17 protein-coding genes are annotated in these 24217 nt (G+C 72.0%); 8 read left to right on the forward strand and 9 right to left on the reverse strand.

The genetic code is table 11. The features are described 5' to 3' along the window. Positions 1 to 31: 31 nt before the first annotated feature. From AACH10_RS10275 to AACH10_RS10285, 3 genes are all read left to right on the forward strand, one after another. The gene (locus AACH10_RS10275; RefSeq protein WP_341410294.1) at positions 32 to 499 is read left to right on the forward strand and encodes a CBS domain-containing protein; all 468 of its coding nucleotides are present in this window, start codon (positions 32 to 34) and stop codon (positions 497 to 499) included. 111 nt (positions 500 to 610) lie between these two features. After that, positions 611 to 1708 carry a chorismate synthase gene (aroC, locus tag AACH10_RS10280; RefSeq protein WP_341410295.1) on the forward strand — a complete coding sequence of 366 codons (1098 nt, stop codon included), beginning with the start codon at positions 611 to 613 and terminating at the stop codon, positions 1706 to 1708. A 124-nt stretch (positions 1709 to 1832) separates the two neighbouring features. Beyond that, positions 1833 to 3044 carry an MFS transporter gene (locus tag AACH10_RS10285; protein WP_341410296.1) on the forward strand — a complete coding sequence of 404 codons (1212 nt, stop codon included), beginning with the start codon at positions 1833 to 1835 and terminating at the stop codon, positions 3042 to 3044. A gap of 9 nt (positions 3045 to 3053) precedes the next feature. Here the strand turns inward: AACH10_RS10285 and AACH10_RS10290 are convergent, their stop codons facing one another. From AACH10_RS10290 to AACH10_RS10330, 9 genes are all read right to left on the reverse strand, one after another. Next, positions 3054 to 4154, reverse strand: a complete 1101-nt coding sequence (locus tag AACH10_RS10290) for a protein-glutamate methylesterase/protein-glutamine glutaminase (protein ID WP_341410297.1) — start codon at positions 4152 to 4154, stop codon at positions 3054 to 3056. A gap of 7 nt (positions 4155 to 4161) precedes the next feature. Then, complete coding sequence (locus AACH10_RS10295; protein ID WP_341410298.1) at positions 4162 to 4692, reverse strand: chemotaxis protein CheD; 531 nt, start codon at positions 4690 to 4692, stop codon at positions 4162 to 4164. A gap of 37 nt (positions 4693 to 4729) precedes the next feature. Continuing rightward, positions 4730 to 5524, reverse strand: a complete 795-nt coding sequence (locus AACH10_RS10300) for a CheR family methyltransferase (RefSeq protein ID WP_341410299.1) — start codon at positions 5522 to 5524, stop codon at positions 4730 to 4732. Between the two features lie 49 nt (positions 5525 to 5573). Further along, entirely contained in the window at positions 5574 to 6104 is a 531-nt protein-coding gene (locus tag AACH10_RS10305; RefSeq protein ID WP_341410300.1) for a chemotaxis protein CheW, read from the reverse strand. Between the two features lie 74 nt (positions 6105 to 6178). Next, a complete protein-coding gene (locus AACH10_RS10310) occupies positions 6179 to 8461 on the reverse strand; it encodes a methyl-accepting chemotaxis protein (RefSeq protein WP_341410301.1) in 2283 nt (760 codons plus the stop codon). Between the two features lie 67 nt (positions 8462 to 8528). Next, complete coding sequence (locus tag AACH10_RS10315) at positions 8529 to 10784, reverse strand: chemotaxis protein CheA (RefSeq protein ID WP_341410302.1); 2256 nt, start codon at positions 10782 to 10784, stop codon at positions 8529 to 8531. Further along, on the reverse strand, positions 10781 to 11110 hold the full coding sequence (locus AACH10_RS10320; protein ID WP_341410303.1) for an STAS domain-containing protein: 330 nt from the start codon (positions 11108 to 11110) through the stop codon (positions 10781 to 10783). The genes AACH10_RS10315 and AACH10_RS10320 overlap by 4 nt, the downstream gene beginning before the upstream one ends. A 4-nt stretch (positions 11111 to 11114) precedes the next feature. After that, positions 11115 to 11480, reverse strand: coding sequence for a response regulator (locus AACH10_RS10325; protein ID WP_341410304.1), 366 nt, complete (start codon positions 11478 to 11480; stop codon positions 11115 to 11117). A gap of 73 nt (positions 11481 to 11553) precedes the next feature. Further along, complete coding sequence (locus AACH10_RS10330) at positions 11554 to 12729, reverse strand: methyl-accepting chemotaxis protein (protein ID WP_341410305.1); 1176 nt, start codon at positions 12727 to 12729, stop codon at positions 11554 to 11556. A 300-nt stretch (positions 12730 to 13029) separates the two neighbouring features. Here AACH10_RS10330 and AACH10_RS10335 point away from each other — a divergent pair, with 300 nt between their 5' ends. From AACH10_RS10335 to AACH10_RS10355, 5 genes are all read left to right on the forward strand, one after another. Then, positions 13030 to 15060, forward strand: coding sequence for a methyl-accepting chemotaxis protein (locus AACH10_RS10335; RefSeq protein WP_341410306.1), 2031 nt, complete (start codon positions 13030 to 13032; stop codon positions 15058 to 15060). Between the two features lie 23 nt (positions 15061 to 15083). Further along, positions 15084 to 17468 (forward strand): methyl-accepting chemotaxis protein, encoded by a 2385-nt coding sequence (locus AACH10_RS10340; RefSeq protein WP_341410308.1) that lies wholly within the window; start codon positions 15084 to 15086, stop codon positions 17466 to 17468. A gap of 163 nt (positions 17469 to 17631) precedes the next feature. Next, positions 17632 to 18822, forward strand: coding sequence for an efflux RND transporter periplasmic adaptor subunit (locus AACH10_RS10345; RefSeq protein ID WP_341410309.1), 1191 nt, complete (start codon positions 17632 to 17634; stop codon positions 18820 to 18822). A gap of 26 nt (positions 18823 to 18848) precedes the next feature. After that, positions 18849 to 22076: an efflux RND transporter permease subunit gene (locus AACH10_RS10350; protein WP_341410310.1), complete on the forward strand. Its 3228-nt coding sequence runs from the start codon at positions 18849 to 18851 to the stop codon at positions 22074 to 22076. Positions 22077 to 22191: 115 nt separating this feature from the next. Then, positions 22192 to 24216 (forward strand): putative bifunctional diguanylate cyclase/phosphodiesterase, encoded by a 2025-nt coding sequence (locus tag AACH10_RS10355; RefSeq protein WP_341410311.1) that lies wholly within the window; start codon positions 22192 to 22194, stop codon positions 24214 to 24216. Position 24217 lies beyond the last annotated feature (1 nt).

A 24217-nucleotide genomic window follows, 5' to 3' on the forward strand; every position in this document is an offset into this window, starting at 1 on the left:
AGCCAGGTGGGGATCCCGCAGGAGCCAAGCCATGAAAGTCAGCGACATCCTTCGCGTCAAGGGCAACACGCTGTTCACCGTCTCGCCCGACCAACCCCTGTCCCAGGCCATCCAGGCCATGGCCGAGCACGACATCGGCTCGCTGGTGGTGATGGAGTACGGCGACCTGGTGGGCATGCTCACCTTCCGCGAGGTGATCGCCGCCGTCGTGAAGAACGGCGGCACGGTCGGCACGCTCACCGTGCGCACCGTGATGGACGACGCACCGCTGACCTGCACGCCCGAGACCGAGATCGACGAGGTGCGCCGCATGATGCTGGGCCGCCACGCGCGCTACATGCCGGCACTCGACGGCAAGACGCTGATGGGCGTGATCTCGTTCTACGACGTGGCCAAGGCCGTGGTCGACAGCCAGGATTTCGAGAACCGCATGCTCAAGGCCTACATCCGCGACTGGCCGGTCGAGGAAGACGGCGCCGCCGCCGAGTCCAAGCTCTGAGCTCACGCGCGCCGGGGGCGCGCCGCTTCTTGCGACAATCACGGGTTCGGCACCCCGGCCGCGGGGGTCGAACCCTTTTTCATTCCTGACGGCCTTCGGGCCGCCCGTTCCATGCCCGGCTCCACCTTCGGCGAACTGTTCCGCGTCACCAACTTCGGCGAGAGCCACGGCCCGGCCATCGGCTGCGTGATCGACGGCTGCCCGCCCGGCATGGCGCTGAGCGAGGCCGACATCCAGCCCGAGCTGGACCGCCGCCGCCCCGGCACCAGCCGCCATGTCACGCAGCGCAACGAGGCCGATGCGGTGGAGATCCTCAGCGGCGTGTACGAGGGCCGCACCACCGGCACCCCGATCTGCCTGCTGATCCGCAACACCGACCAGCGCAGCAAGGACTACGGCAACATCCTCGACACCTTCCGCCCCGGCCACGCCGACTACACCTACTGGCGCAAGTACGGCCTGCGCGATCCGCGTGGCGGCGGCCGCAGCTCGGCCCGGCTGACCGCGCCCACCGTGGCCGCTGGCGCGGTGGCCAAGAAGTGGCTGGCCGCGCAGTACGGCACAACCTTCACCGGCTGGATGAGCCAGCTGGGCGATCTGCCGATCCCGTTCGAGGACGAGGCGCAGATCCCGCTGAACGCCTTCTACGCGCCCAACGCCGGCATCGTGCCGCAGTTGGAAGCCTACATGGACGCGCTGCGCAAGGACGGCGACAGCTGCGGCGCGCGCATCGAGGTGCGGGCGCGCAGCGTGCCGGTGGGTTTGGGCGAGCCGCTGTACGACAAGCTCGATGCCGACATCGCCTACGCGATGATGGGCCTGAACGCGGTGAAGGGCGTGGAGATCGGCGCCGGCTTCGCCAGCGTGGCCGAGCGCGGCAGCGTGCACGGCGACGCGCTGACGCCGCAGGGCTTTGCCGCCAACCGCGCCGGCGGCGTGCTGGGCGGCATCAGCACCGGGCAGGAGATCGTGGTCTCGATCGCCATCAAGCCCACCAGCTCGATCCGCACCGCGCGGCCGTCGATCGACCGCGCGCTGCAGCCCACCGAGGTGCAGACCTTCGGCCGCCACGACCCCTGCGTGGGCATCCGCGCCACGCCGATTGCCGAGAGCCTGCTGGCCCTGGTGCTGATGGACCATGCGCTGCGCCACCGCGCCCAGTGCGGCGACGTGCGGCTGGACGTGCCGCCGATCGAGGGCCCGGTCTGAATGCCCCCACGTCGCTGCGCTCCTGCCCCCGCGGCACCCCGAGGGGCCGCTTCTCGGCCCCGGGGCGCTCAGCCCCTTGGGGCGGCCCGGCGGGGCTGAGGCCCCGCTGGCCGCCACCCTACCCATGAGTCCCACACTGAGCCGCTTCGGCCTGCTGTGGTTCACGTACTTCGCCGGCATCGGGCTGTTCAACACCTATGCGCCGCTGTGGTTCAAGGCGCTGGGCATGTCCACGATCACCATCGGCGCCATCTCGGCGCTGCAGGCGTTCACGCGCATGTTCGCGCCCTACGGCTGGAGCTGGGCGGCCGACCACGGCGGCCACGGCGTCGCGCTGATCCGCCTGGCCACCGGCGGCGCCCTGGGCTGCGCCGCGCTGCTGTGGCTGCTGCCGCTGCTGGCGGCCTGGCCGCCCACGGCCGCCGCGGTGGCGCCGTGGCTGGTGCCGGCCGTCGTGGTGCTGGTGGCGGGCCTGTTCATCGCCAATGGCGGCGTGGTGCCGCTGGCCGAGGCTGCGCTGTCGCAGCTGCTGATCACGCCGCAGGGCGTGGACACCGGACGCTACGGCCGCGTGCGCATGTGGGGCTCGATCGGCTTCATCGTGTCGGTGACGGCGGCCGGCTTCGCGCTGCAGGCGCTGGGCCTGCCGGCCTGGCCGCCGGCGGTGGCGGCGCTGAACCTGGCGCTGGTGCTCACCGCGTGGCGGCTGCCGGTGGTGGGCGAGCCGGGTCGCCATGCCGAGCCGGCGCCGCCGGTGTGGCCGCTGCTGAAGCGGCCCGAGGTGGCCTGGTTCTACGCCTCGGTGTTCTGCACCGTGCTGGCGCATGTGAGCCTGTACGCCTTCCTGTCGCTGTACCTGGACGCGCTGGGCTATGGCAAGGCGGCGGTGGGCGGCCTGTGGGCCGTGGCCGTGACCTGCGAGATTGCGTTCTTCTACACGCAGGGCCAGTGGCTGCACCGCATGAGCCCGCATGGCTGGCTCAAGGCCTCGTCGGCGGTGGCCGCGCTGCGTTTCGCCGCGGTGGCCCTGGGCGGGCAGTGGGCGGTGGTGCTGGTGCTGGCCCAGGCCTCGCACGCCATCACCTTCGCGGCCCAGCACGGCGCCTGCATCACGCTGCTGGCGCGCTACTTTCCCGGGCGGCTGCGCGGGCGCGGGCAGGCGCTCTACACCGCGCTGGGCTACGGCCTGTCGGGCCTGGTGGGCGGGCTGGGCGGCGGCTGGCTGATCGAGCACGCGGGCTATGCCGCGGTGTTCTGGGCGGCCGCGGCGTCGGCGTTGCTGGGCTGGGCCTGCGCGCACCGGGCCGAGCGCGCCGACACGGCGGCCCGGGCCTGAGGGGGCGGCTCAGCGCACGCCCACCGGCTGGTGCGCCACCTGGCGGATCCAGCCGGCAATGCCCTGCAGCGCCACCACGTCGCGTGCGCCGCCCAGGCGGATGGCCTCGGACGGCATGCCGAAGACCACGCAGCTGGCCTCGTCCTGCGCCGCGGTGACGGCGCCGGCCTCGCGCATCTCGCGCAGGCCGCGGGCGCCGTCGTCGCCCATGCCGGTCATCACCACGCCGATGGCGTTGCGTCCGGCGCACTGCGCCACCGAGCGGAACAGCACATCCACCGACGGGCGGTGGTGGTTGATCAGCGGGCCGTCGCGCACCTCCACCACGTACTGCGCGCCGCTGCGCTTCAACTGCATGTGCTTGCCGCCGGGGGCGATCAGCACGCGGCCGTTGATCACGCGGTCGCCGTCCTTGGCTTCCAGCACCTCCAGGTCCAGCGCGTTGTTCAGCCGGGCCGCGAACGAGGCGGTGAAGCCGCTGGGCATGTGCTGCACCACCACCATGCCGGGGCAGGTGCGGTCGAGCTGGCGCAGCACCACCTCGATGGACTGCACGCCGCCGGTGGAGATGCCGATGGCCACCACGCGGTCGGTGGTCTCGGCCATGGCGCCGTGCACCACCGGGCGGGCGGCGGCGGACGCGGCACCACCGGGCAGCAGCGCGCCGGCCGGTGCCGCGGCACCGGCGCCGAGGCTGCGGGGCAGGGCGCGCAGGTTGGCGCGCGCGGCGGCGCGCACCGCCTCCACCAGGCCGTTGCTGCGGTCGGACAGGAACTCGCGCAGCCCCAGCTTGGGCTTGGTCACGAAGCTCACCGCGCCGGCCGCCAGCGCCTGCATCGTGGTCTCGCAGCCCTTCTCGGTGAGGGTGGAGCACATCACCACCGGCGTGGGCCGTTCGGCCATGATCTTGCGCAGGAACGAGATGCCGTCCATGCGCGGCATCTCCACATCCAGCACCACCACGTCGGGCCAGTGGGCGGCCATCTTCGGCCAGGCGAACAGCGGGTCGGCCGCGCTGCCCAGCACGTCGATGCCGCCGGCGGTGAGGGTGTCGGTGAGGTGCTTGCGCACCACGGCCGAATCGTCGACGACAAAGGCGGTGATGGTCATGCCGGCCTCACTCGTGGCTGGGGCGCTGTCCGCCGCGCCGCACGTTGACCTCGCCGGTGCGCAGGCACAGCTGCACCGTGCGCGGGATGCTGTCGCCCACGTCCACCGCCTGCAGCGTGTAGCCGTACTTCTCGATCAGCGCCCAACCGGCCTCGATGTTGCGCTCGCCCACGTTGAGCTTGGCGCCGGCGCTGTCCGGCATGGTGTCCGCGCCGCCGTACAGGTGGGCCTCGAACTCGTGCGGCGGGATGTGGTGGCGCTGCAGCGCATGGGCCATCAGCTCCATCGCCTCCTCGCCGAAGCGGCCTTCCAGCGCCATGCCCGGTGTGCGCCGGCGCGAGGGCAGCAGGTAGTGGCACATGGCGCCCAGCTTGCGCTGCGGGTGCCACAGGATCACCGCCACGCACGAGCCCAGCAGCGTGCGCATCAGCGCCACGTGGCGGCCCACATGCCACTGGCCGGGCAGCAGCATCAGATGCTCACCCGGACGGCCCGGCACCATGGTGCCGGTTTCCTGGTGGTCCCTGTGGTGTTTCACCGGCGTATCGATCGTGTGCGGCCGCGCGGCCGGTGCGTTAAGCAAGGGCATAGACGGCCGGGCGCAGGCTGCGCAGTCCCAGGTTGGCGGCGCTCAGCGATTCGGAGTGGCCGGTGTAGAGCACTCCGTCGGGCTTCAGCCGGGTCATGACGCGTCGCACGATGGCCTCCTTGGTGGGCAGCTCGAAATAGATCAGCACGTTGCGCAGGAAGATGACGTCGAAGCTGCCGATGTCGGGCAGGGGCTCCATGAGGTTGGCGCAGCCGAACTGGACGCGCTCGCGCAGCTCCCTGGCGATCAGCAGCTTGCCTTCGTACTCGCCGTGGCCGCGCCGGCAGTAGCGCTTGAGGTAGGCCTCGGGCATGGCCCGCGCGCGCTCCAGCGGGTACAGGCCGCGACAGGCCGCGTCGACCACGCTGGTCGACAGGTCGGTGCCGATCACCTCCCAAGGCGCGCTGCCCAGCTTGTCGGCCAACAGCATGGCGATGCTGTAGCCCTCTTCGCCCGACGAACTGGCCGCGCTCCACACGCGGAACGGGCCGGCGTCCTTGCGGCGCGCCGCCAGGATCTGGGTCAGGTGCTGGAAGTGCTCGGGCTCGCGGAAGAAATAGGTCTCGTTGGTGGTCAGCTTGTCCACCACCCGCACCATCTCGTCGGGGTCGTTCTCGGACACCAGCAGCTCGACATAGCGGTCGATGTCGCTGAGCCCGCGGGTCATCGCCAGCTTCTGCAGCCGGCCGGCGACCAGCGCGCGCTTGCCCTCGTGCAGACGGATGCCGGAGACGCGGTGGAACAGGCCGCTCACCAGCTCGAACGAACGGTTGGAAATCATGGCCAGGATCCGGAGGTGAGGGTGCGCCAGCGCGCACCCGGGCGCAGGCTCAGTGCAGGCCCTGGTGGGCCTCGATCAGCGAGGCGAGCGCATGGGTGTCGAGCACGGCTTCCAGGTTCAGCTCGGCCGTGGCCTGGCCCCGCACCCGGGCCATGCTGCGGATGAAGTTGGGATCGATGCGCGTGCCCAGCCGCGGCACCGCCTCGAGCGCGCTGTGCTGCACGTCGAACACCTCGTACACGGCATCCACCAGCAGGCCCATGCGCAGGGCCGGCAGGTCGTTCTGTCCGCAGGTCTCGACGATCACCACGCAGCTGCGCCGGCCCACCGTGGTGGTGGCCAGGCCCAGGCGCGCGCCCAGGTCGATCACCGGCACCACGGCGCCGCGCAGGTTCATCACGCCGCGCACGAAGCTGGGCATCAGCGGCAGCGGCGTGCTGCGCGACACCTCCAGGATCTCGCGCACCGCGTCGATGCGCACGGCAAAGCGTTCTTCGCCGACGGCGAAGCGCAGCAGCTGCACGGCGGGTGCCGCGTTCGCTGCGTCATCGGTCGTCTTGGGTTGGGTCTGGGCCAGCATGTCCGGCAGTCCTGCGGTCGGTTGAGACGGAGGGCGGGAGCGGACCGACCCGGCGGGGCCGGTCCGCGCGGTCGTCAGAAGCGGCCGAAGCTGGCTTCGTCGACCGACTGCCCTCCGCCACTGCGCGACCAGCGGATCGCCGTGCTGCCGTTGCCGCGGCTCGGGGCGGCGGGCAGGGCGGCGCGCGGTGCGTCGCCGCGGTTGGCCGCGGCGCCACGGCCGGCCCCGGTGCTGGCCGACGGTGCATTGGCGCTCAGGCGGAAGAAGGCCATCATCTCCTGCAGCTGGGCGGCCTGGCCCGACAGCTCCTCGGCCGTGGCCGACAGCTCTTCCGAGGCCGAGGCGTTCTGCTGCGTGGCGCTGTTCAGGTGGCCCATGGCGTTGGTGATCTGGCCGATGGAGCTGCTCTGCTCGCCGCTGGCGGCCGAGATCTCCTGCACCAGTTCGCTGGTCTTGCCGATGGTGGGCACCATCTGGGTCAGCACGTTGCCGGCGCGCTCGGCCAGCTGCACGCTGGAGCCGGCGAGTTGGCCGATCTCCTGTGCGGCCACCTGGCTGCGTTCAGCCAGCTTGCGCACCTCGGCGGCCACCACCGCGAAGCCCTTGCCATGCTCGCCGGCGCGGGCGGCCTCGATGGCGGCGTTCAGTGCCAGCAGGTTGGTCTGGTAGGCGATGTCGTCGATGATCGACACCTTGGTGGCGATGCTCTTCATCGCCTCCACGGTGCGGGCCACGGCCTCGCCGCCTTCACCGGCCTCGCGGGCCGCCTTGGTGGCCATGCCGTCGGTGACATTGGCGTTGTCGGCGTTCTGCTTCACCGAGCTGGCCATCTCCTGCAGCGAGGCGGTGGTCTCCTCGACGCTGGCGGCCTGCTCGCTGGCGCCCTGGCTCAGCGACTGCGAGGTGCTCGACACCTGGCCGGCGGCCGAGGTCAGCGCCAGCGCAGCGGCGTTCACGTCGGAGATGGTGGTCACCAGCTGGCCGACCATGGTGTTGACGTCGTTCTGCAGCTGCCCGAAGACGCCCTGGTAGTCGCCGTCCAGCGTGCGCGTCAGGTCGCCCTGGGCGATGCGGTTCAGCGCCGCGCTCACCTCGGTCAGCGTGGTCTCGGTGACACCCAGCATGCTGTTGAGGTTGTCGCCCAGCAGCTTGAAGAAGCCCTCGCGCTGGCTCACGTCCAGGCGGCGGCTGAAGTCGCCGCGGCCGGCGGCCTCCACCAGCGCGGTCACGTCCTCCTCGGCCGAGACCTCCGCGGTGCGGTCCACCCACTCCAGGATCGAGCCGACGCGCTCCGAGCCGTCGAAGATCGGCGAGGCCACCAGCTTGATGGTCGCGCTGCCGAACTTGAACTGCGCCTGGTGCGGCTTGGTCAGGTGGTCGACGATGCTGCGCTGGCGCGACGGCGTGCGGTGGAACAGGTCGAAGTTCTGGCCGATGACCTTGTCCATGCTGAAGTGCGGCAGGATCTCGCGCAGCGCGGGCTCGATGCGGCGCAGCAGGTTCATCACCGAGGCGTTGCCGAACTTGATGACACCGGCCTTGTCGGTGACCATGACCGCGCTGGGCACGGCCTCCAGAGCCAGGCGGATGCGCAGGTTCTCGGCCGACGCGTCGCGGTTGGCGCGCAGCAGGCCGCGCACGGTCTCGATGGTGTCGTTGATGAAGGCCTTCTTGCCCGGCAGCTGCTCCATCGGCGCGTCGAGGTTGCCGCGGCCGAACTCGGCCACCACGCCCATCGCCATCTTCTTGACCGCGATGTGGGCTCCGACCATGTCGTTCACACCCTGGGCCACGGTGCGGAAGTCGCCCTCGAAGCGCTGGGCGTTGACGACCACGTCGATGTCGCCGCGGGCATGCTCGGCGCTCATGTGGTTCATCTCGGCGATGATGCCCTTGAGGTTGCCGCGCAGGCGTTCCATCGTGTCGTTGATGAAGGCCTTCTTGCCCGGCAGCTGCTCCATCGGGGCGTCGAAGTTGCCGCGGCTGAACTCGGCCACCACGCCCATGGCCATCTTCTTGACGGCGATGTGTGCACCCACCAGTTCGTTGATGCCGCCGGCCATGTCGCGCAGGTCGCCGGCATAGCGGTTGGTGTCGATCACCACGTCGATGTCGCCGCGGGTGTGCTCGGCGGCCATGTGGTGCAGGTCGCGCTGCATGCCCTGCAAGGTGTCCAGCAGCCGGTTCAGCTCGCGGGCCGTGCCCGCCAGCTGCGGTGGCAGGGACGAGGCCTGCACACGCACGTCGAGACGGCCGGCAGCGGCGTCGGCGATCACGCGCTCGAGGCCTTGCTCGATGCGCTGCTGTTGGGCCAGGGCCTCGTCGGCCGCCTGGCGTTGGGTCTTGATCTGGAACATGTGGGGCTCCTGTCCGGGGCTGGTTCGCAATGGGTGCGATGAGGGGTGGATCGGGGACGGCGAGGGCTCAGCCCGCCTGACGGCTGGGCAGTCGGCGCATGCCGTGCGCCGGTCGTTCTGTGGCCAGGTTCAACAACGCGGGAACATCGAGGATCAGCGCAACTTCGCCGCTGCCCAGGATCGTGGTGCCCGCCAGGCCGCGGATGTTCTGGAACACCTGGCCCAGCGGCTTGATGACGGTCTGGTGCTCGCCGTGCAGGCGGTCGACCACCAGGCCGACACGTGAACTGCCGTCGTGCACCACCACCAGGCTGCGGCGGCCGCTGGCGGCCGGCGTGTGGCGGTAGAAGCGGCTCAGGTCGACGAAGGGTAGCACCTCGCCACGCAGGTCGAAATGACCCGCCACGCGCGGCTCGCCGCCTTCGCCGTCGAGCTGGCGGCACTCGGCCGGCACCTCGATGCACTCGGCCACCAGCTCCAGCGGCATCACGTAGCTGACGCCGCCCACGCTGGTGAGGAAGCCGTCGATGATGGCCAGGGTCAGCGGCAGCCGGATCTGCATCGTGGTGCCGGCGCCTTCGACGCTGCTGATGCGGATCTGGCCGCGCAGCGCCTCGATGTTGCGCTTGACCACGTCCATGCCGACGCCGCGGCCCGACAGGTTGGTCACCGCCGCAGCGGTGGAGAAGCCGGGGGCGAAGATCAGCTGGCAGATGCTCTCGTCGTCGAGCACGGCCTCGGGCGCCACCAGCTCGCGCTCCACGGCCTTGGCCAGGATGCGCGCGCGGTTCAGGCCGCGGCCGTCGTCGCGCACCTCGATGACGATGGAGCCCGACTCGTGGTACGCATGCAGCGCCAGGTGGCCCTGCGAAGGCTTGCCCGCGGCCACGCGCTCGTCGGCGGTCTCGATGCCGTGGTCCAGGCTGTTGCGCACCAGGTGCATCAGCGGATCGGCAATCGTCTCCACCATGCTCTTGTCGAGCTCGGTGTCGCCGCCGGTGATCTGCAGCTCGACCTCCTTGCCCAGCTGCTTGCACACGTCGCGCACCACGCGGTTGAAGCGCGAGAAGGTTTCGCCGATGGGCACCATGCGCAGGCCGAGTGCGCCGTCGCGGGCCTCCTGCACCAGGTCATGGATGCGCAGCGCGGCCTCGGTGAAGCGCGGGCTCTGCTCGGTCTCGGCCACCAGCTGGGCGCCCGAGCTGGCGATCACCAGCTCGCCGATCAGGTCGATCAGGCGGTCGAGCTTGTCGGCACGCACGCGGATGAAGCGGGCTTCCTCGCCGCCGCCGGCGCTGCGGCGGTCCTTGGTGGCACCGCGCCGGTCGGCCTCGTTCTCGCGGCGGTCGGCGCTGGCGGCATCGGCCGGGTGCGCACGGCGCTCGATCTGGGCCAGTGCGGCCGGCGGCGCGGCCTCGTCACCCGCCGGTGCGCTGGCGGTGGCCTCGGCCGGGGCGGCAGCGTCCTGGCGCAGCGGCAGCTGCACCCCCATGCCGGCCCACAGCGCCAGCAGGTCGGTGTGCGCATCGGGCGAGGGCGCGCGCTGGGCCAGCAGCGCGGCGTAGTCGGCCGGCGTGGCGTCGGGCGGCAGGATGGCCAGCTCGCAATCGTCCAGGCAGAACGCGAACACGTCCTCGATGGCGCCCTTGCCGGCCTGGCTGTGCAGGCGGATCTCCACGCCGATGTGGCAGGTCTCCGGGTCCAGCTGGGCCAGCGGCGGCACCAGCTCGGTGAGCATGTGCATGGCCTGCACCTCGCCCACGGTGTCCAGGTAGCGGATGAAGGCCAGCGGGTCCAGGCCGTTGCGCAGCGCATCGGCACCGAAGCGCAGCGACAGGTGGAACACGCCATCAGGTGCGTTCTGCACCGCCCGCTCCACCGCGCTGATCGGCGCCTCGGGCGTCGGGGCGCCGGTCTCGCGCAGGGCGCGCAGCTCGGCGCCCAGCGTGCGGCTGGTGTCGGCCAGCGCCGGGTCTTGCGTGCCCGTGCGCACCTCGGCCAGCAGGCGCTCGATCTGGTCGCGGCTTTGCAGCAGCAGCGCGGTCACGCGCTCGTCCACCGCCAGCTCGCCCGAGCGCAGCGCCTCCAGCAGGGTCTCGGCCTCGTGGGTGAAGGCCACCACCGCGTCGAAGCCGAACAGCCCGGCGCTGCCCTTGATGGTGTGGGCGGCGCGGAACGCGGCGTTCAGGTTCTCGGCGTCGTTCGGGTTGACCTCCATCACCAGCAGGGCGGTCTCGAACTGCGCCAGCATCTCCTGGGCTTCGTCGAGGAAGCCGATGCGCGCTGCGGCGATGATCTCGTCGTCGTCGATGTCGGCGCTCATGTCGCGGCCTCCGGGTCGACCGGCGCTTCGGCCGGTGCGGGTTGGGCGTCGCCCGGCGCCGGCAGCAGCGCCTGCAGGCCGTAGACGCGCAGCGCATCGGCCACCGGCCGGCTGCAGGCGGTGAGGGTGAGGGCCAGGCCGCGTTCGGCCAGGCTGTGGCGGGTGGCCAGCAGCAGCTGCAGGCCGGCCGAGTCGAAGGCTTCCACCTCGCCCAGGTCCAGCAGCAGGCCGTCGGGGGCGGTGTCCAGCACCGCGAGCAGACGCTCCCGCACGGCCGCAGCCTGCGGAATCGTCAGTTCGCCGTCCAGGCGCAGTGCGGCGGGCATGGCGTCACACGCACAGGCGGTTGACCGCGTCCACCAGCTGCGAGGGCTGGAAGGGCTTGGTGATCCAGGCACGCGCGCCGGCGGCGCGGCCCTCGGCCTTCTTGGCCTCCTGGCTCTCGGTGGTCAGCATGATCACCGGGGTGAACTTGTGCGCCGGGCTGGCCTTCACATGCTTCAGGAAGGACAGGCCGTCCATGTTGGGCATGTTCACGTCGCACACGATCAGGTTGATCTTGGCGCCGTTGAGTTTGCTGCAGGCGTCGACGCCGTCGGCCGCCTCCACCACGCCATAGCCGGCCTTCTGCAGGGCCAGCTTGACCACGGTGCGGAAGCTGCCTGAATCGTCCACCACCATCACGGTCTTGCTCATCTTGGGGCTCCTATCGCTCGGGTACTGCGGTCTGCTGGTTGAAAGGGAAGGGGTGACTGCGCGCGGCGGGGGTTCAGAAGAACTCCACGCTGCTGGTCTGGTCGATGGCCGTGGTGCCGTGGTGGCTGCTGCGCTGGTCGTCCATCGTGTAGGTGGACTCCAGACGCGCCAGCCAGTCCGGCGGCGAGGCGGCCAGCGGGTCACGGGCGCCGTGCAGGTGGGCGGCCAGACGGGCCATGTCGTCTGTGTTCGAGCCGATCATCTGGCTCAGCCGGTCCTGCGACTGCATGCCCACCAGCACCCGCTCGAGCTCGCCCTGCAACTGCCGGCCCACGGCCTGCAGGTTGCGGGTGGCGCTGGTGGCTTCGCTCAGGCCGTTGAGCAGCGCGCTGACCAGGCCGCGTGCGGCCTGCTCGGTGCGCAGGCGCAGCTCGACGTCGTCGGCCTCGGTGCGGCGCGCCTCCAGCTGCATGGCCGACAGGCGCTCCTGCATCACGGCCACATGGCGGGCCAGGCGGCTGCCGGCCTCGCGTGAATTGCCGGCCAGCGTGCGCACCTCCTGCGCCACGGCCATGAAGCCGCCGCTGCTGGTGCCGGCGCGCGTGGCCTCCACCGAGGTGTTCAGCGCCAGCAGGTGGGTGGCACGGCCGATGTTCTGCACGTCGCGGGTCAGGCTGGCCATCTCGGCCAGTTCGGCGGAGAAGCCGTCCAGCACCTGCTGCATCGCGGTCTTGGTGGCCATGGCCTGGCTGCCCACCTCGGCCAGCTGCTCGATCTGCGGCCGGTGGTGCGCCATCAGCATCTCGTGTGCGCCCAGTTCCAGCGAGGGGGCGCTGTCGGCAATGGCCAGGGCCTGGTCGAGTTGGCTGGACACGCCGGCAAAGCTTTCCAGCAGCTGCGACATGCTGCGTTCGGAGTGGGCGCGTGCGGCGTCGAGGTTGCGGCGCCACACCGGCACCACGTTCAGGGCCAGGCGCGCGATCTCGCCATCGGCGGCCACCTCGCCCGCGTCGGCGGAGCGGACCTCCCGCGAGGCCTGCGCCGCCTGGTTCCAGCGCCAGGCCAGCCAGCAGGCCAGCACCCAGCCGGCCGCCGCGGCAGGCCAGCCGCCATATTGGAAGGCCAGCAGCGGCACCAGGGTGACGCATCCCAGCAACAGCGGCTGTCGCAGCGCCTGGATCCAGGGGCGTGTGGCAACCGGGGAGGGCGCTGCCAGGGTGTTGCTGACGAATTGCTCGCTCGAGGGCATCGGGCGTGGCTCCGGGGACGGTTCAGGGGCACCGGTTCGGTGCACTGCGGTGTGACGGGCCGGGAAGTCTTGGCGGTTTCCCGAGGTCACGGGCCGTTATCGACCGCCGTTGCGCGAAGTTGAGCCTGCCCGCTCGCCGGGCGGTGCGATGGGGGCAGGCGGTGCGCCGGTCGTGATTTGTTGGCTCAAGACGGCGGCATTCGCGCCGAAAAGCCGATGAGTCCACCGGGGATTGGGCGTCGTGGCCTGCCGCAGGCCACGGGGTTCAGCCCCTGTATCTACATACGGAAACCACAGCCGATGCTCGGATCGAAGCGACCGCACTGGACCGCGCTGCAACAGGCGCTGCGGCAGCGTTGGCAAACGCTGGGCTGGATGCGCTACCACGGCATCTGGAGTCCGGGTGTGCGCCTGCTGCGCAACCAGACGCTGCGCGTGAAGGCGCTGGTGGTCAGCGTGCTGGTGTTCGGCCTGATGGCCGTGATGCTGACGCAGCTGCTGGCCAAGGGCCTGGCCGAGTGGCGCCAGGCGCGCCAGGCGGTCAACGGCGTGGCGCATGTGCGCGCACTGGGTGCCCTGGAGATGGCGGTGCTGGAGCTGGCCCAGGCCGTGCAGCGTGCCGAGAGCGGCGGATCGGCGGACGGCCTGGAGCGCGCCTTCAGCCGCGAAGCCCAGGCCCATGGGCAGGTCGAGGCGCTGCTGGCCGACGAGGTGGCCACCGACAGCACCCTGGCCGCCGCCGTGCAGGAGGCGGCCCAGCGCCGCAGCGAGGTGGTGGCCCGGCGCAAGGAAGGCTTCGTGCCCGGCGACATGAGCGTGATGGGTGCCCGCTCGCGGGCGCTGCGCCGCTATGCCGAGGCGGTGCATGGCGTGCGCAACACCTACGAGGACTACTGGGCCGCCATGGTCGACGACGACCCGGGCGGCCGCGTGCTGCGCGCCGGCCTGGTGCACCCGGGCTCCGACGTCAGCCTGCGCGTGGCCGACCTGGTGGCCGTGATGCTGCTGCACTGGCCGCAGCAGCCGGGCAGCGGGCTGTCGCGCGAGGTGACCGAGCGCCTGGTCGAGGCGCGCACGGTGCTGGCGATCGAGCGGCCGCAGATCGTGGCCGCACGCGCGCTGGTGCCGGCCCACGCGGCGCAACTGGACGAGCAGCTGCTGGTCGTCGACCGGCTGCTGGCCACCACCGCGCTGGTGCTGCGCCAGCGCGAGGAGCTGGGTGACATGAGCCTCGGCGCCTACCGGCAGCTGGGCCAGCTGGCGGTGGAGGCCGGCGCGCGCATCGACGCGCTGGGCCTGGCCGAGATCGAACACCTGCTGGTGCAGCGGGCGCAGCGGCTGAAGAACACGCTGCTGGCGCAGTGGCTGGGCATGGGCGCCGGCATGCTGTTCACGCTGTACGTGCTGGTGTGCCTGTACAAGGTGATGGTGGGCGGCCTGAAGTACCTGTGCGCCCAGGTCGACGAGATGGGCCGCGGCAACCTGACCATCCGGCCCACCGGCCATGGCCGCGACGAGATCGGCCACGCGCTGACCACGCTGGGTCAGGCGGCGGCGCGCATGTCGGCGATGTTCGAGGCCGTCACGCAGGGCGTGTCGGCGGTGTCGCACGCCTCGCGCGAGGTGGCCACCGGCAATGCCGGCCTGTCCGGCAGCTCGGGCCAGATCCGCGAGGCCATCGGCCACGTGGCCGGCCGCACGCAGACCTTCGCCGATGCGATGGACCAGTGCGGCATGGCCGTCGAGCGCGTGTCGGGCCATGTGGGCTCGATGCGCATCGAGGCCCAGCGCAGCCGGCGCACCATGGCCGAGCTGCAGCAGCGCATGCGTTCGCTGCAGGGCAAGAGCCGCGAGATCGCCCAGGTGGTGGCCATGGTGGAGGCCGTGGCCTACCAGACCAAGCTGCTGGCGCTCAATGCCTCGGTGGAGGCGGCGCGTGCCGGCGCCGCCGGCAAGGGCTTCGCGGTGGTGGCGCAGGAGGTGCGCACCCTGGCCAACCGCAGCGAGACGGCGGCACGGCGCATCCGCGGCATCCTCGACACCTCGATCGGCGAGATCGAGGAGGGCAGCCACATCACCGAGCGCGCCGGTGAGCAGGTGGCGCGCACCGACCACGAGATCGAGGCCGTCAACGCCATCGTCGGCGAGATCGTCGGCATGGTGCGTGACGGCCTGTCGCAGTCGCGCGAGGTGCTGCTGATCGCCCGCGATGTCGAGGGCACGGTGGGCGGCAATGCGCGCCTGGTGGCCCAGCTGTCCGACGCTTCGGCCGAGCTGCGCGACCAGGGCGACAGCCTCAAGCGCTCGATCCAGCACTTCGTGATCGGCTGATGGCCGCCGCGGGAGAACACACGATGACCTTGCGGGAACGTGCACGCGGGCTGCTGCAGCCCGGCATGCGCTGGATGGGGCGCATGCGCCTGGGCCTGAAGCTGGGCCTGGGCGCGGCGCTGATCACCCTGCCGCTGCTGCTGCTGCTGGGCCTGCAGGTGCTGTCGCAGGAGCAGGTGGCCACCACCGCGCTGACCGAACAGGAGGGCGTGCGCGTGGTGCACGGCCTGGTGCGCGTGAACGCCGCGCTGGGCCAGGTGGGCGAGCTGGCCCGGCGCGCCCGTGCCGGCGAGACCGCGCTGGACGGCGCGCGCGCCCAGGCCCGCACCGGGCTGGCCGAGGCGGTGAGCGCGATGGACCGGCTGGCTGCCACCACGCGGCGCATCGACGCCGCCGCGCTGTGGCAGCCGCTGCAGCCGCGCCTGCGCAGCCTGGCGGCCTCCACCGCCAGCGGCCACAGCAGCGGCAGCGAGGCCGATGTGGCGGCCGACCTCACCGCGCTGGCGCAGATGCAGCGCCTGGTGGCCGAGCGCTCGGGCCTGCTGCTCGACCCCGAGGCCGCCAGCTACCAGCTGATGAGCATGGTCACACTGCACACCACGCCGTGGGTGCAGACCATCTCGGCACTGCGTGGCCGTGCCGCGCTGCTGGCCGGCGGGCGCTCGCCGTCCATGGTCGAGCGCGCCGAGACCCAGTGGCTGACCCAGGCCGTGGAGCGTGCCACCGCGGCCATGCAGGTGGAAGTGGATGCGCTGTCGCGCGCCGGCGAGACGCCGCCCGCGCGCTGGCAGCCGGCACGCGCCAGCAGCGAGCGGCTGGCCGGCCTGGCGCGCCAGACCTTCGGTGAGAACCCTGCGCCCGAGGCCCTGGCCGCCTACCTGGCCGCGGCCGACGAGGCCGAGGCCGATGCGCTGCGCGTGGGCGCCGACGTGGCCCAGCGCCTGGACAAGCGCCTGGCCGAGCGTGCCACCGAGGCGCGCCGCTCGGCGCTGGTGCTGTGCGCGCTGTGCCTGCTGGCCCTGGCGGTGCTGGGCTACTTCGGCATGGCCATGGTGCGCGCGGTGATGCACACGCTGGGCGTGCTGGATGCCGGCATGCGCGCGGTGGCCGCCGGCGACCTGGCACACCGGGTGGATGTGGCGGGCGACGACGAACTGGCCGCCGTGGGCCAGCGCGTCGAGCAGATGAGCATGCGCCTGTCCTCGCTGGTGGCCGAGATCCGCAGCAGCGCGGTGCGCGTGGGCCAGGCGGGGCAGGTGGTCGCCGCCGACGGCCAGGCGCTGGCCGGCCGCACCGACCTGCAGGCCGAGAGCCTGCGTCAGTCGGTCGGCTCGGTGGACCGGCTGAGTCACGAGGCCAAGGCCAATGCCGAGGCCGCGCGCACGCTGGACGCGCTGACCCAGACCCTGCGCGAGCGCGTGGAGGCCGGCGGCCGGGTGATGGGCGAGACGGTGGAATCGGTGCGCACGCTGGAGGTCAGCGCGCGCCGCGTGGCCGAGATCAACGGCGTCATCGACGACATCGCCTTCCAGACCAACCTGCTGGCGCTGAACGCGTCGGTGGAGGCGGCCAAGGCCGGCGAGGCCGGGCGCGGCTTCTCGGTGGTGGCGGCCGAGGTGCGCAAGCTGGCCCAGCGTTGTGCCGAGGCCGCGGCCGAGGTGCGCGACCTGATCGACCAGACCACCGAGCAGGTGGGCGATGCGTCGGCGCGCATCCAGGAGGCCAGCGGCCTGCTCGACACGATGGACAGCAGCGCGCAGGAGGTGTCGCGCCGGTTGCGCGCGATGGCCGACGCCAGCGCCGCCCAGCGCGAGGGCCTGGCGCAGGTGAGCGAGAGCGTGGCCGCGCTGGACCAGATCACGCGCGAAAACGCGCAGTCGGTGGAACGCTCGGCCCAGGCCGCCCGCACGCTGGCCGGCCAGGCCGAGGCGCTGCGGCTGGCCGTGTCGTCGATGCGGCTGCGCCAGGGCACGGCCGACGAGGCGCGGCGCATCGTCGAGCGGGCGATGGCGCACGTGGCCGAGGTGGGCGTGGACACGGCGCTGAACGACTTCGTGCAGCAGGAGGCCGACTGGGTGGACCGCGACATGTTCCTGTACGTGTTCGACCGCAGCCACCGCTACCGCGTGGCCTGCGGCCGGCCCGAGCTGCTGGGCCGCGTGATCCACGAGGTGCCGGGCATCAGCTACGCGCAGGCCGAGCAGTTCATCAACGCGGCCTGGGAGGCCTGGGCGACCGGCGCCGGGTGGATCGAGTACCTGGGGCCGCACCCGGCCGACGGCCGCGCCGTGCCCAAGACGGCCTACATCGCCGCGCTGGCCGAGGACATGTTCATCGGCTGCGGCGTCTACCGGCAGGAGGCTGCGCTGGCGCCGCCGGCCGGCACCGAGCTGCTGCAGCCGGCCTGAACGCGGCGCCCCGGCACCCCGCGGGGCGCGGCTGGGCCGCCGCCCCTGCAGTTCGTCGCCCCTGCCCGACGCTTCGTCGCAGCCCCCCTGGATTTGTCCGGGGTCAAACCTACACTGGCGCCGCTTCACGAGAGCGTGGACGGTCGCACAGGAGGAACAGACGATGCGCAGGCCCTGGTTGATTGGCGTGGGAGGGGTGGTGGCCGTGGCGGCGGTGGCGGCCACGGTGGTGGCCGTGGGCCGCACGCAGGACAGCGCCGCCAAGGCGGCCAAGGCCGCCAGTGCGCCGGCCGACGCGGCGTCCAAGCCGCTCGTCTTCCGTGCCAACGAGGTGGTGCGGCCCACGCAGGCCAGCCTGCCGCAGCGCATCGAGTTCAGCGGTCCGCTGGTGGCGCCCAACACCGCCGTGGTGCGGGCCAAGACGGCCGGTACCCTGGTCACGCTGAGCGTGGCCGAGGGCGCGCGGGTGAGCGCCGGGCAGGTGATCGGCCGCATCGACCAGGCCGAACTGGCCAGCCGCATCGCCGAGCGCAGCGCCAACATCGATTCGGCCCGCGCCAGCCTGGCCCAGGCCGAGCGCACGCACGCCAGCAATGAGCGCCTGGCGGCGCAGAACTTCATCTCGCCGGTGGCGCTGGAGCAGTCGCGCGCCACGCTGGACGCCGCCCGCGCCACGCTGCACGCCGCCCAGGCCGCACTCGAGACCACCAAGGTGGCCGGCCGCGACGCTGCGGTGGTGGCGCCGATCGCCGGCATCGTGTCCAAGCGCCAGGCGCTGCCGGGCGAGAAGCTGGCGATGGAGCAGCCGGTGGTGACCCTGGTCGACCTGGCCCAACTGGAGCTGGCCGGCAGCGTGGGCACGCACGAGGTCGGTCGCCTGGCGCCCGGCATGGCGGTGCAGGTGCAGGTGGAGGGCGTGGCCGAACCGGTGAACGCCCGCCTGGTGCGCATTGCCCCGGCGGCCGAGCCCGGCACGCGCTCGATCGGCGTGACCGTGGCGCTGGCCAACCCGAAGGAGCAGCTGCGCGCCGGCCAGTACGCGATGGCCCGCGTGTCGCTGGCCGACGACCGCCAGCGCCTGCTGCTGCCCATGGCTGCGGTGGGCAACACCGCCGGCCAGGCCCATGTGTGGGTGCTCGATGGCGGCAAGCTGCTGCGCCGCGCCGTCACGCTGGGCCAGCGCGACGAGGCCGGCGGCCGCGTGGAACTGCTGGGCGGCGTGGCCGCCGATGCGCTGGTGCTGGCCAGCCGCTTCGACAACCTGCGCGAGGGCCAGCCGGCCCTGGTGCAGGCCGCCGGCAGCGCCGCAGCGGTGGCCTCGGCCGCGGCCTCCGGCGCCACGGCGCTGCGCTGATCCCGGCAACCGAGCAGGAGCCGAACATGTGGATCACCCGTGTGTCGATCGCGAACCCGGTGTTCGCGACCATGGTGATGGTGGCGCTGTGCGTGCTGGGGATGTTCTCCTACGCCCGCCTGGGCGTGGAGCAGATGCCCGACATCTCGCTGCCGGGCGCCTTCATCCAACTGCAGTACCCCGGCGCCAGCCCCGAGGCGGTGGAGCGCGAGGTCACCAAGCCGATCGAGGAGGCCATCAACAGCGTGGCCGGCGTCAAGCGCGTGGTGTCGCGCAGCTACGAGGGCCGCAGCGAGACCAACGTCGAGTTCAACCTGTCCACCGACATGGGCCGCGCGATGCAGGACCTGCGCGACCGCATGTCGGCGGTGCAGAGCACGCTGCCCAAGGACGCCAAGGCGCCCACCATCGCGCGCTACAACAACGACAACAACCAGCCTGTGGTGGTGCTGGCGCTGCTGAGCAAGACCCGCAGCGCGCGCGAGCTGTCGCTGATGGCCGACCAGCAGGTGCAAAAGCGCCTGCAGCGCGTGGAAGGCGTGGCGCGGCTGGAGGTCTCGGGCCTGACCGAGCGCGAGGTGCGCATCGACCTCGACCCGGTGCGCCTGCGTGCATACGGCATCACGCCGGCCGAGGTGGCCACCGCGCTGCGCGAGGCCAATGCCGACCAACCGGTGGGCCTGCTGAGCGACCGCACCACCGACGCCATCCTGCGCGTGGAGGGCCGGGTGCGTGACCCGCGCCAGTTCGAGCAGGTGGTGGTGGCGCACCGCAACGGGCTGGCGCTGCGCCTGTCCGACCTGGGGCAGCTGGTCGAGCGCGAGAAGGAGCCGGACTCGGTGGCGCGCATCAACGGCCAGCGCGCGGTCACGTTCAACGTCTTCAAGCAGCAGGACACCAACATCGTGGTCGCCGGCGACGCCGTGAAGGCGGCGATGGACGAGTTGCGCAAGGGCCTGCCGCCCGACGTGGAGCTGCGCCTGATCTATGCCAACAGCGACTGGGTGAAGAAGAGCCTGGAGGGCCTGAAGCGCACGCTGGTGGAGGGCGCGCTGCTCACCGTGGCCATCGTGTTCCTGTTCCTGCACTCGTGGCGCAGCACCATCATCACCGGGCTGACGCTGCCGATCGCGGTGATCTCCAGCTTCATCGCGGTGTACGCCTTCGGCTTCACGCTGAACTTCATGACGATGATGGCGCTGAGCCTGTGCATCGGCCTGCTGATCGACGATGCCATCGTGGTGCGCGAGAACATCGTGCGCCACGTGGGCATGGGCAAGGACCACCACAGCGCCGCGCGCGACGGCACCGAGGAGATCGGCCTGGCGGTGATGGCCACCACCTTCGCCATCTGCGCGGTGTTCGTGCCGGTGGCCTTCATGGGCGGCGTGATCGGCAAGTTCTTCTTCCCCTTCGGCATCACCGTGGCCGTGGCGGTGATGGTCAGCCTGTTCGTCAGCTTCACGCTCGACCCCATGCTCAGCAGCGTGTGGCGCGATCCGCCGTCGGCGCGCATGAAGCACTGGCCGGTCATCGGCCACCTGATCCGCGGCACCGATCGCATGATGGACGGCCTGCATGCGGTGTACGACCGGCTGATCCGCTGGGCCTTCTCGGCGCGCCGCTGGCGTCTGCCGTTCCCGGTCTACGGCCGCGGCTTCGATGCGCAGAACCGGCGCGACAAGGCCAGCCGGCGCCGGCTGCGGCTGGCCACCATCACGCCGCGCGGCGTGGTGATGGGCGTGGGCGTGCTGTCCTTCGCTGGCGCCATCGGCCTGGCGCCGCTGGTGGGCAGCGAGTTCATCCCCGAGGTGGACCAGGGCTTCACCCAGCTGGCGCTGCGCATGCCCGAAGGCTCCAGCCTGGAGCGCGGCGACGCCAAGGTGCGCCAGGTGGAAGAGATCGTGCTGGCCATGCCCGAGGTGCAGTCGCTGTCCACCTGGGTGGGCGGTGCCGGCCAGCGCAACCAGGCCTGGCTGAACATCGCACTGAAGGACCGCAAGGAGCGCGAACGCAGCCAGAAGCAGGTGGAGGAGGCCATCCGCGCCCAGGTGGCGCAGGTGCCGGGCGTGGAGTCGGCACTCGGCTTCAACCGGCCGATCTACGTGGCCATCCTGGGCAGTGACCCCGAGGGCCTGGCCAAGGTGGCCACCGACTTCGCCGACAAGGTCAAGAAGATTCCCGGCACGGTGGACGTGGAGGTGTCGGTGCGCCCCGGCATCCCGGCCTACGCGGTGCGGCTGAAGCCGGCTGCCGTGCGCGAGCTGGGGCTCACCGCGCCGCAGCTGGCGTCCAGCCTGCGGGCCTACGTGAACGGCGAGACCGCAACGTACTGGACCACGCCCGACGGCAACCAGGTGGACGTGGTGCTGCGCCTGAACCAGAGCCAGCGCGAGCGGGTGGAGCAGCTGCGCAGCCTGCCGGTGGCCTTCGCCAAGGACGGCACGCCGATCGCGCTGGACTCGGTGGCCACCATCGAGCCGGTGTTCAACCCCGAGATCATCCGCCGCCAGAACCTGCAGCGCCGCGAGGCGGTGTTCGCCGGCGTGCAGGGCCGCAGCTCGGGCGACGTGGGCAACGACGTGCAGAAGCTGGTGAAGGAGACCCAGCTGCCGCCGGGCTACAGCTTCGACGTGGGCGGCCAGACCAAGGAGCAGGAAGAGGCCTTCGCCGGCATGCTGGGCGCCATGGGCCTGGCGGTGATCTTCATCTACATCGTGCTGGCCAGCCAGTTCGGCAGCTTCCTGCAGCCCATCGCCATCATGGCCAGCCTGCCGCTGAGCCTGATCGGCGTGATGCTGGCGCTGCTGCTGTGGCGCAGCACGCTGAACGTGTTCTCGATGATCGGCCTGGTGATGTTGATGGGCCTGGTGACCAAGAACGCCATCCTGCTGGTCGACTTCGCCAACCATGCGCGCAAGGCCGGGGCCACCGTCACCGAGGCGCTGCTGCAGGCCGGCAACACGCGCATGCGGCCGATCATGATGACCACCTTCGCGATGGTGTTCGGCATGCTGCCGCTGGCGCTGGCGCTCGATGAGGGGGGCGAGCTGCAGGCGCCGATGGGCCGAGCCATTATCGGCGGCGTGATCACCAGCACGCTGCTCACGCTGGTGGTGGTGCCGGTGCTCTACAGCTACCTGGTGCGCGAGCGCCGGCCGGGCACCGCGCCGGCGGGCCAGCCGGCGCCCGCGGCCGATGGCGGCCTGCCCGGCGGGGTGCTGCCACCGCTGGCCGCCGCCGACCGCGAGTGAGCCGCAGGCAGGCCTCAAGTCGGCCACGGCCAGGCCGATAACGCGATCATGCCGCCCCGCGGGCGGCGTGTCGCCGGGGCAGTGTTCCAGCCCGGATCTCGGACGGAACCTGCCCATGCTCGCCAAGATTCGACGACAGGACCGCCGCTGGCTGCTGGGCTGGCTGGCCGCCATGCTGGTGGCGCTGGCCGCCGCCGCCGGTGCCGTGCACGTGGCCACGCAGCGCCACCTGGCGAGTGATGCCGAGCACGAGGCGCTGCACTACGCGCAGACCCTGGTCAAGGCCGTGCCGGGCCTGCCCGACTTCCTGGCCGGTGGCGCCACCGAGGCCACCACCTTCACCGACCTGCGCCGCCTGCGCCATCTGGGCGACGTCTTCCGCTTCAAGCTCTTCGACCGCGAGGGCCGGCTCATGCTGGTGTCCGACCAGCTGGCCGGCGCGGCGCCGCTGGCGGGCCCGGTCGAGCGGGTGGGCAGTGACCAGGGCGTGACGGTCGAGCAGGCCGTGCGCCTGCTGAACGACGGGCGCAGCATCGTCGAACTGCAGCACGGCGCGGGCCGTGCCGACCGGCCGGCGGTGTACGCCGAGGCCTATGTGCCGGTGGTGGTGGGTGGCCGCACGGTGGGCGTGGTGGAGGTCTATGTCGACCAGACCGATCGCGCGCACCGCGCCCGCGAGGCCTTCGTGCAGGTGGCGCTGGCGCTGGCGGCGGTGGTGCTGGCGCTGGGCGGCCTGGGGCTGGCGCACTGGCTGTCACGCCAGCGGCAGCAGCGCGCGGCCGAGGCGCGCATGCGCTACCTGGCGCGCCACGACGGCCTGTCGGGTCTGGACAACCGCGCCAGCTTCAACGAAGCGCTGGCCGGGGCGGTCGATGCCAGCCGCCGGCAGGGGCCCGGCTTCGCGGTGCTGTGCCTGGACCTCGACCGCTTCAAGGAGGTGAACGACACCCTGGGTCATGCCGCCGGCGACGAGGTGCTGCGCCAGGCGGCCGATCGGCTGCGCCGCCTGGTGCGCCCCGACGACCTGGTGGCCCGGCTGGGGGGCGACGAATTCGCGGTGCTGCAGCGCCAGGTGCCCACGGCCGCCACCGCGGCCCAGCTGGGCGAGCGCATCGTGGCCGAACTGTCGGCGCCCTATGCGTGGAACGGCCAGACCGTGCGCTGCGGCGCCAGCGTGGGGGCCACGCTGTCGGGCCAGCCGGCGCCCGAGCCCGACCTGCTGCTGCACCAGGCCGACCTGGCGCTGTACCGGGCCAAGACCGCGGGCCGGGGCTGCTTCAGCTTCTACGACGCGGCACTGGACGCCGAGGTGCGCAGCCGCCATGCGCTGGTGCGCGATCTGCGCGAGGCCGCCGAGCGCGGCACGATGGCGCTGCACTACCAGCCGCTGTATGCGATCGACGGCCACACGCTGGTGGGCTACGAGGCGCTGATGCGCTGGATGCACCCCACGCGCGGCCCGGTGCCGCCGTCGGAGTTCATCCCGCTGGCCGAAGAGACCGGCCTGATTGGCACCCTGGGCGCCTGGGCCCTGCGCCGCGCCTGCCGCGATGCCGCGCGCTGGCCCGGCGCGCTGTCGGTGGCGGTGAACCTGTCGCCCGCGCAGTTCGAGACCGGCGACCTGCCGGCCACGGTGGCCGCCGCCCTGGCCGCGGCGGGCCTGCCGGCGCAGCGCCTGGAGCTGGAGATCACCGAGTCGCTGCTGATGCGCCATCCCGATCACGCGCTGGCCACGCTGCGCCAGCTGGCCGAGATGGGCGTGCGCATCGCGATGGACGACTTCGGCACCGGGTACTCGAGCCTGGCCTACCTGTGGCGCTTCCCGTTCGACAAGGTCAAGATCGACCGCGCCTTCACCCACGGCCTGGGCCAGGACCCCAAGGTCAACCTGATCGTCGGCGCCATCGTCACGCTGGCGCATGCGCTGAAGATCCGCGTCAACGCCGAGGGCGTGGAGACCGCCGAGCAGATGGCGGCGCTGCAGCACCACGGGTGCGACGAACTGCAGGGCTTCATGCTGGGCCGGCCGGTGCCCGACACCTCGCTGGCCCACGCGGCGCAAGTGACCGACACGGCGCAAGTGACCGACACGGTGGACGCGTCCACGGCCCGCACGCGCGAGGGCGCCACGGCGGCCTGAG

It is taken from the genome of Pseudaquabacterium inlustre (genome assembly GCF_038066595.1).
GTDB lineage: Bacteria > Pseudomonadota > Gammaproteobacteria > Burkholderiales > Burkholderiaceae_C > Pseudaquabacterium > Pseudaquabacterium inlustre.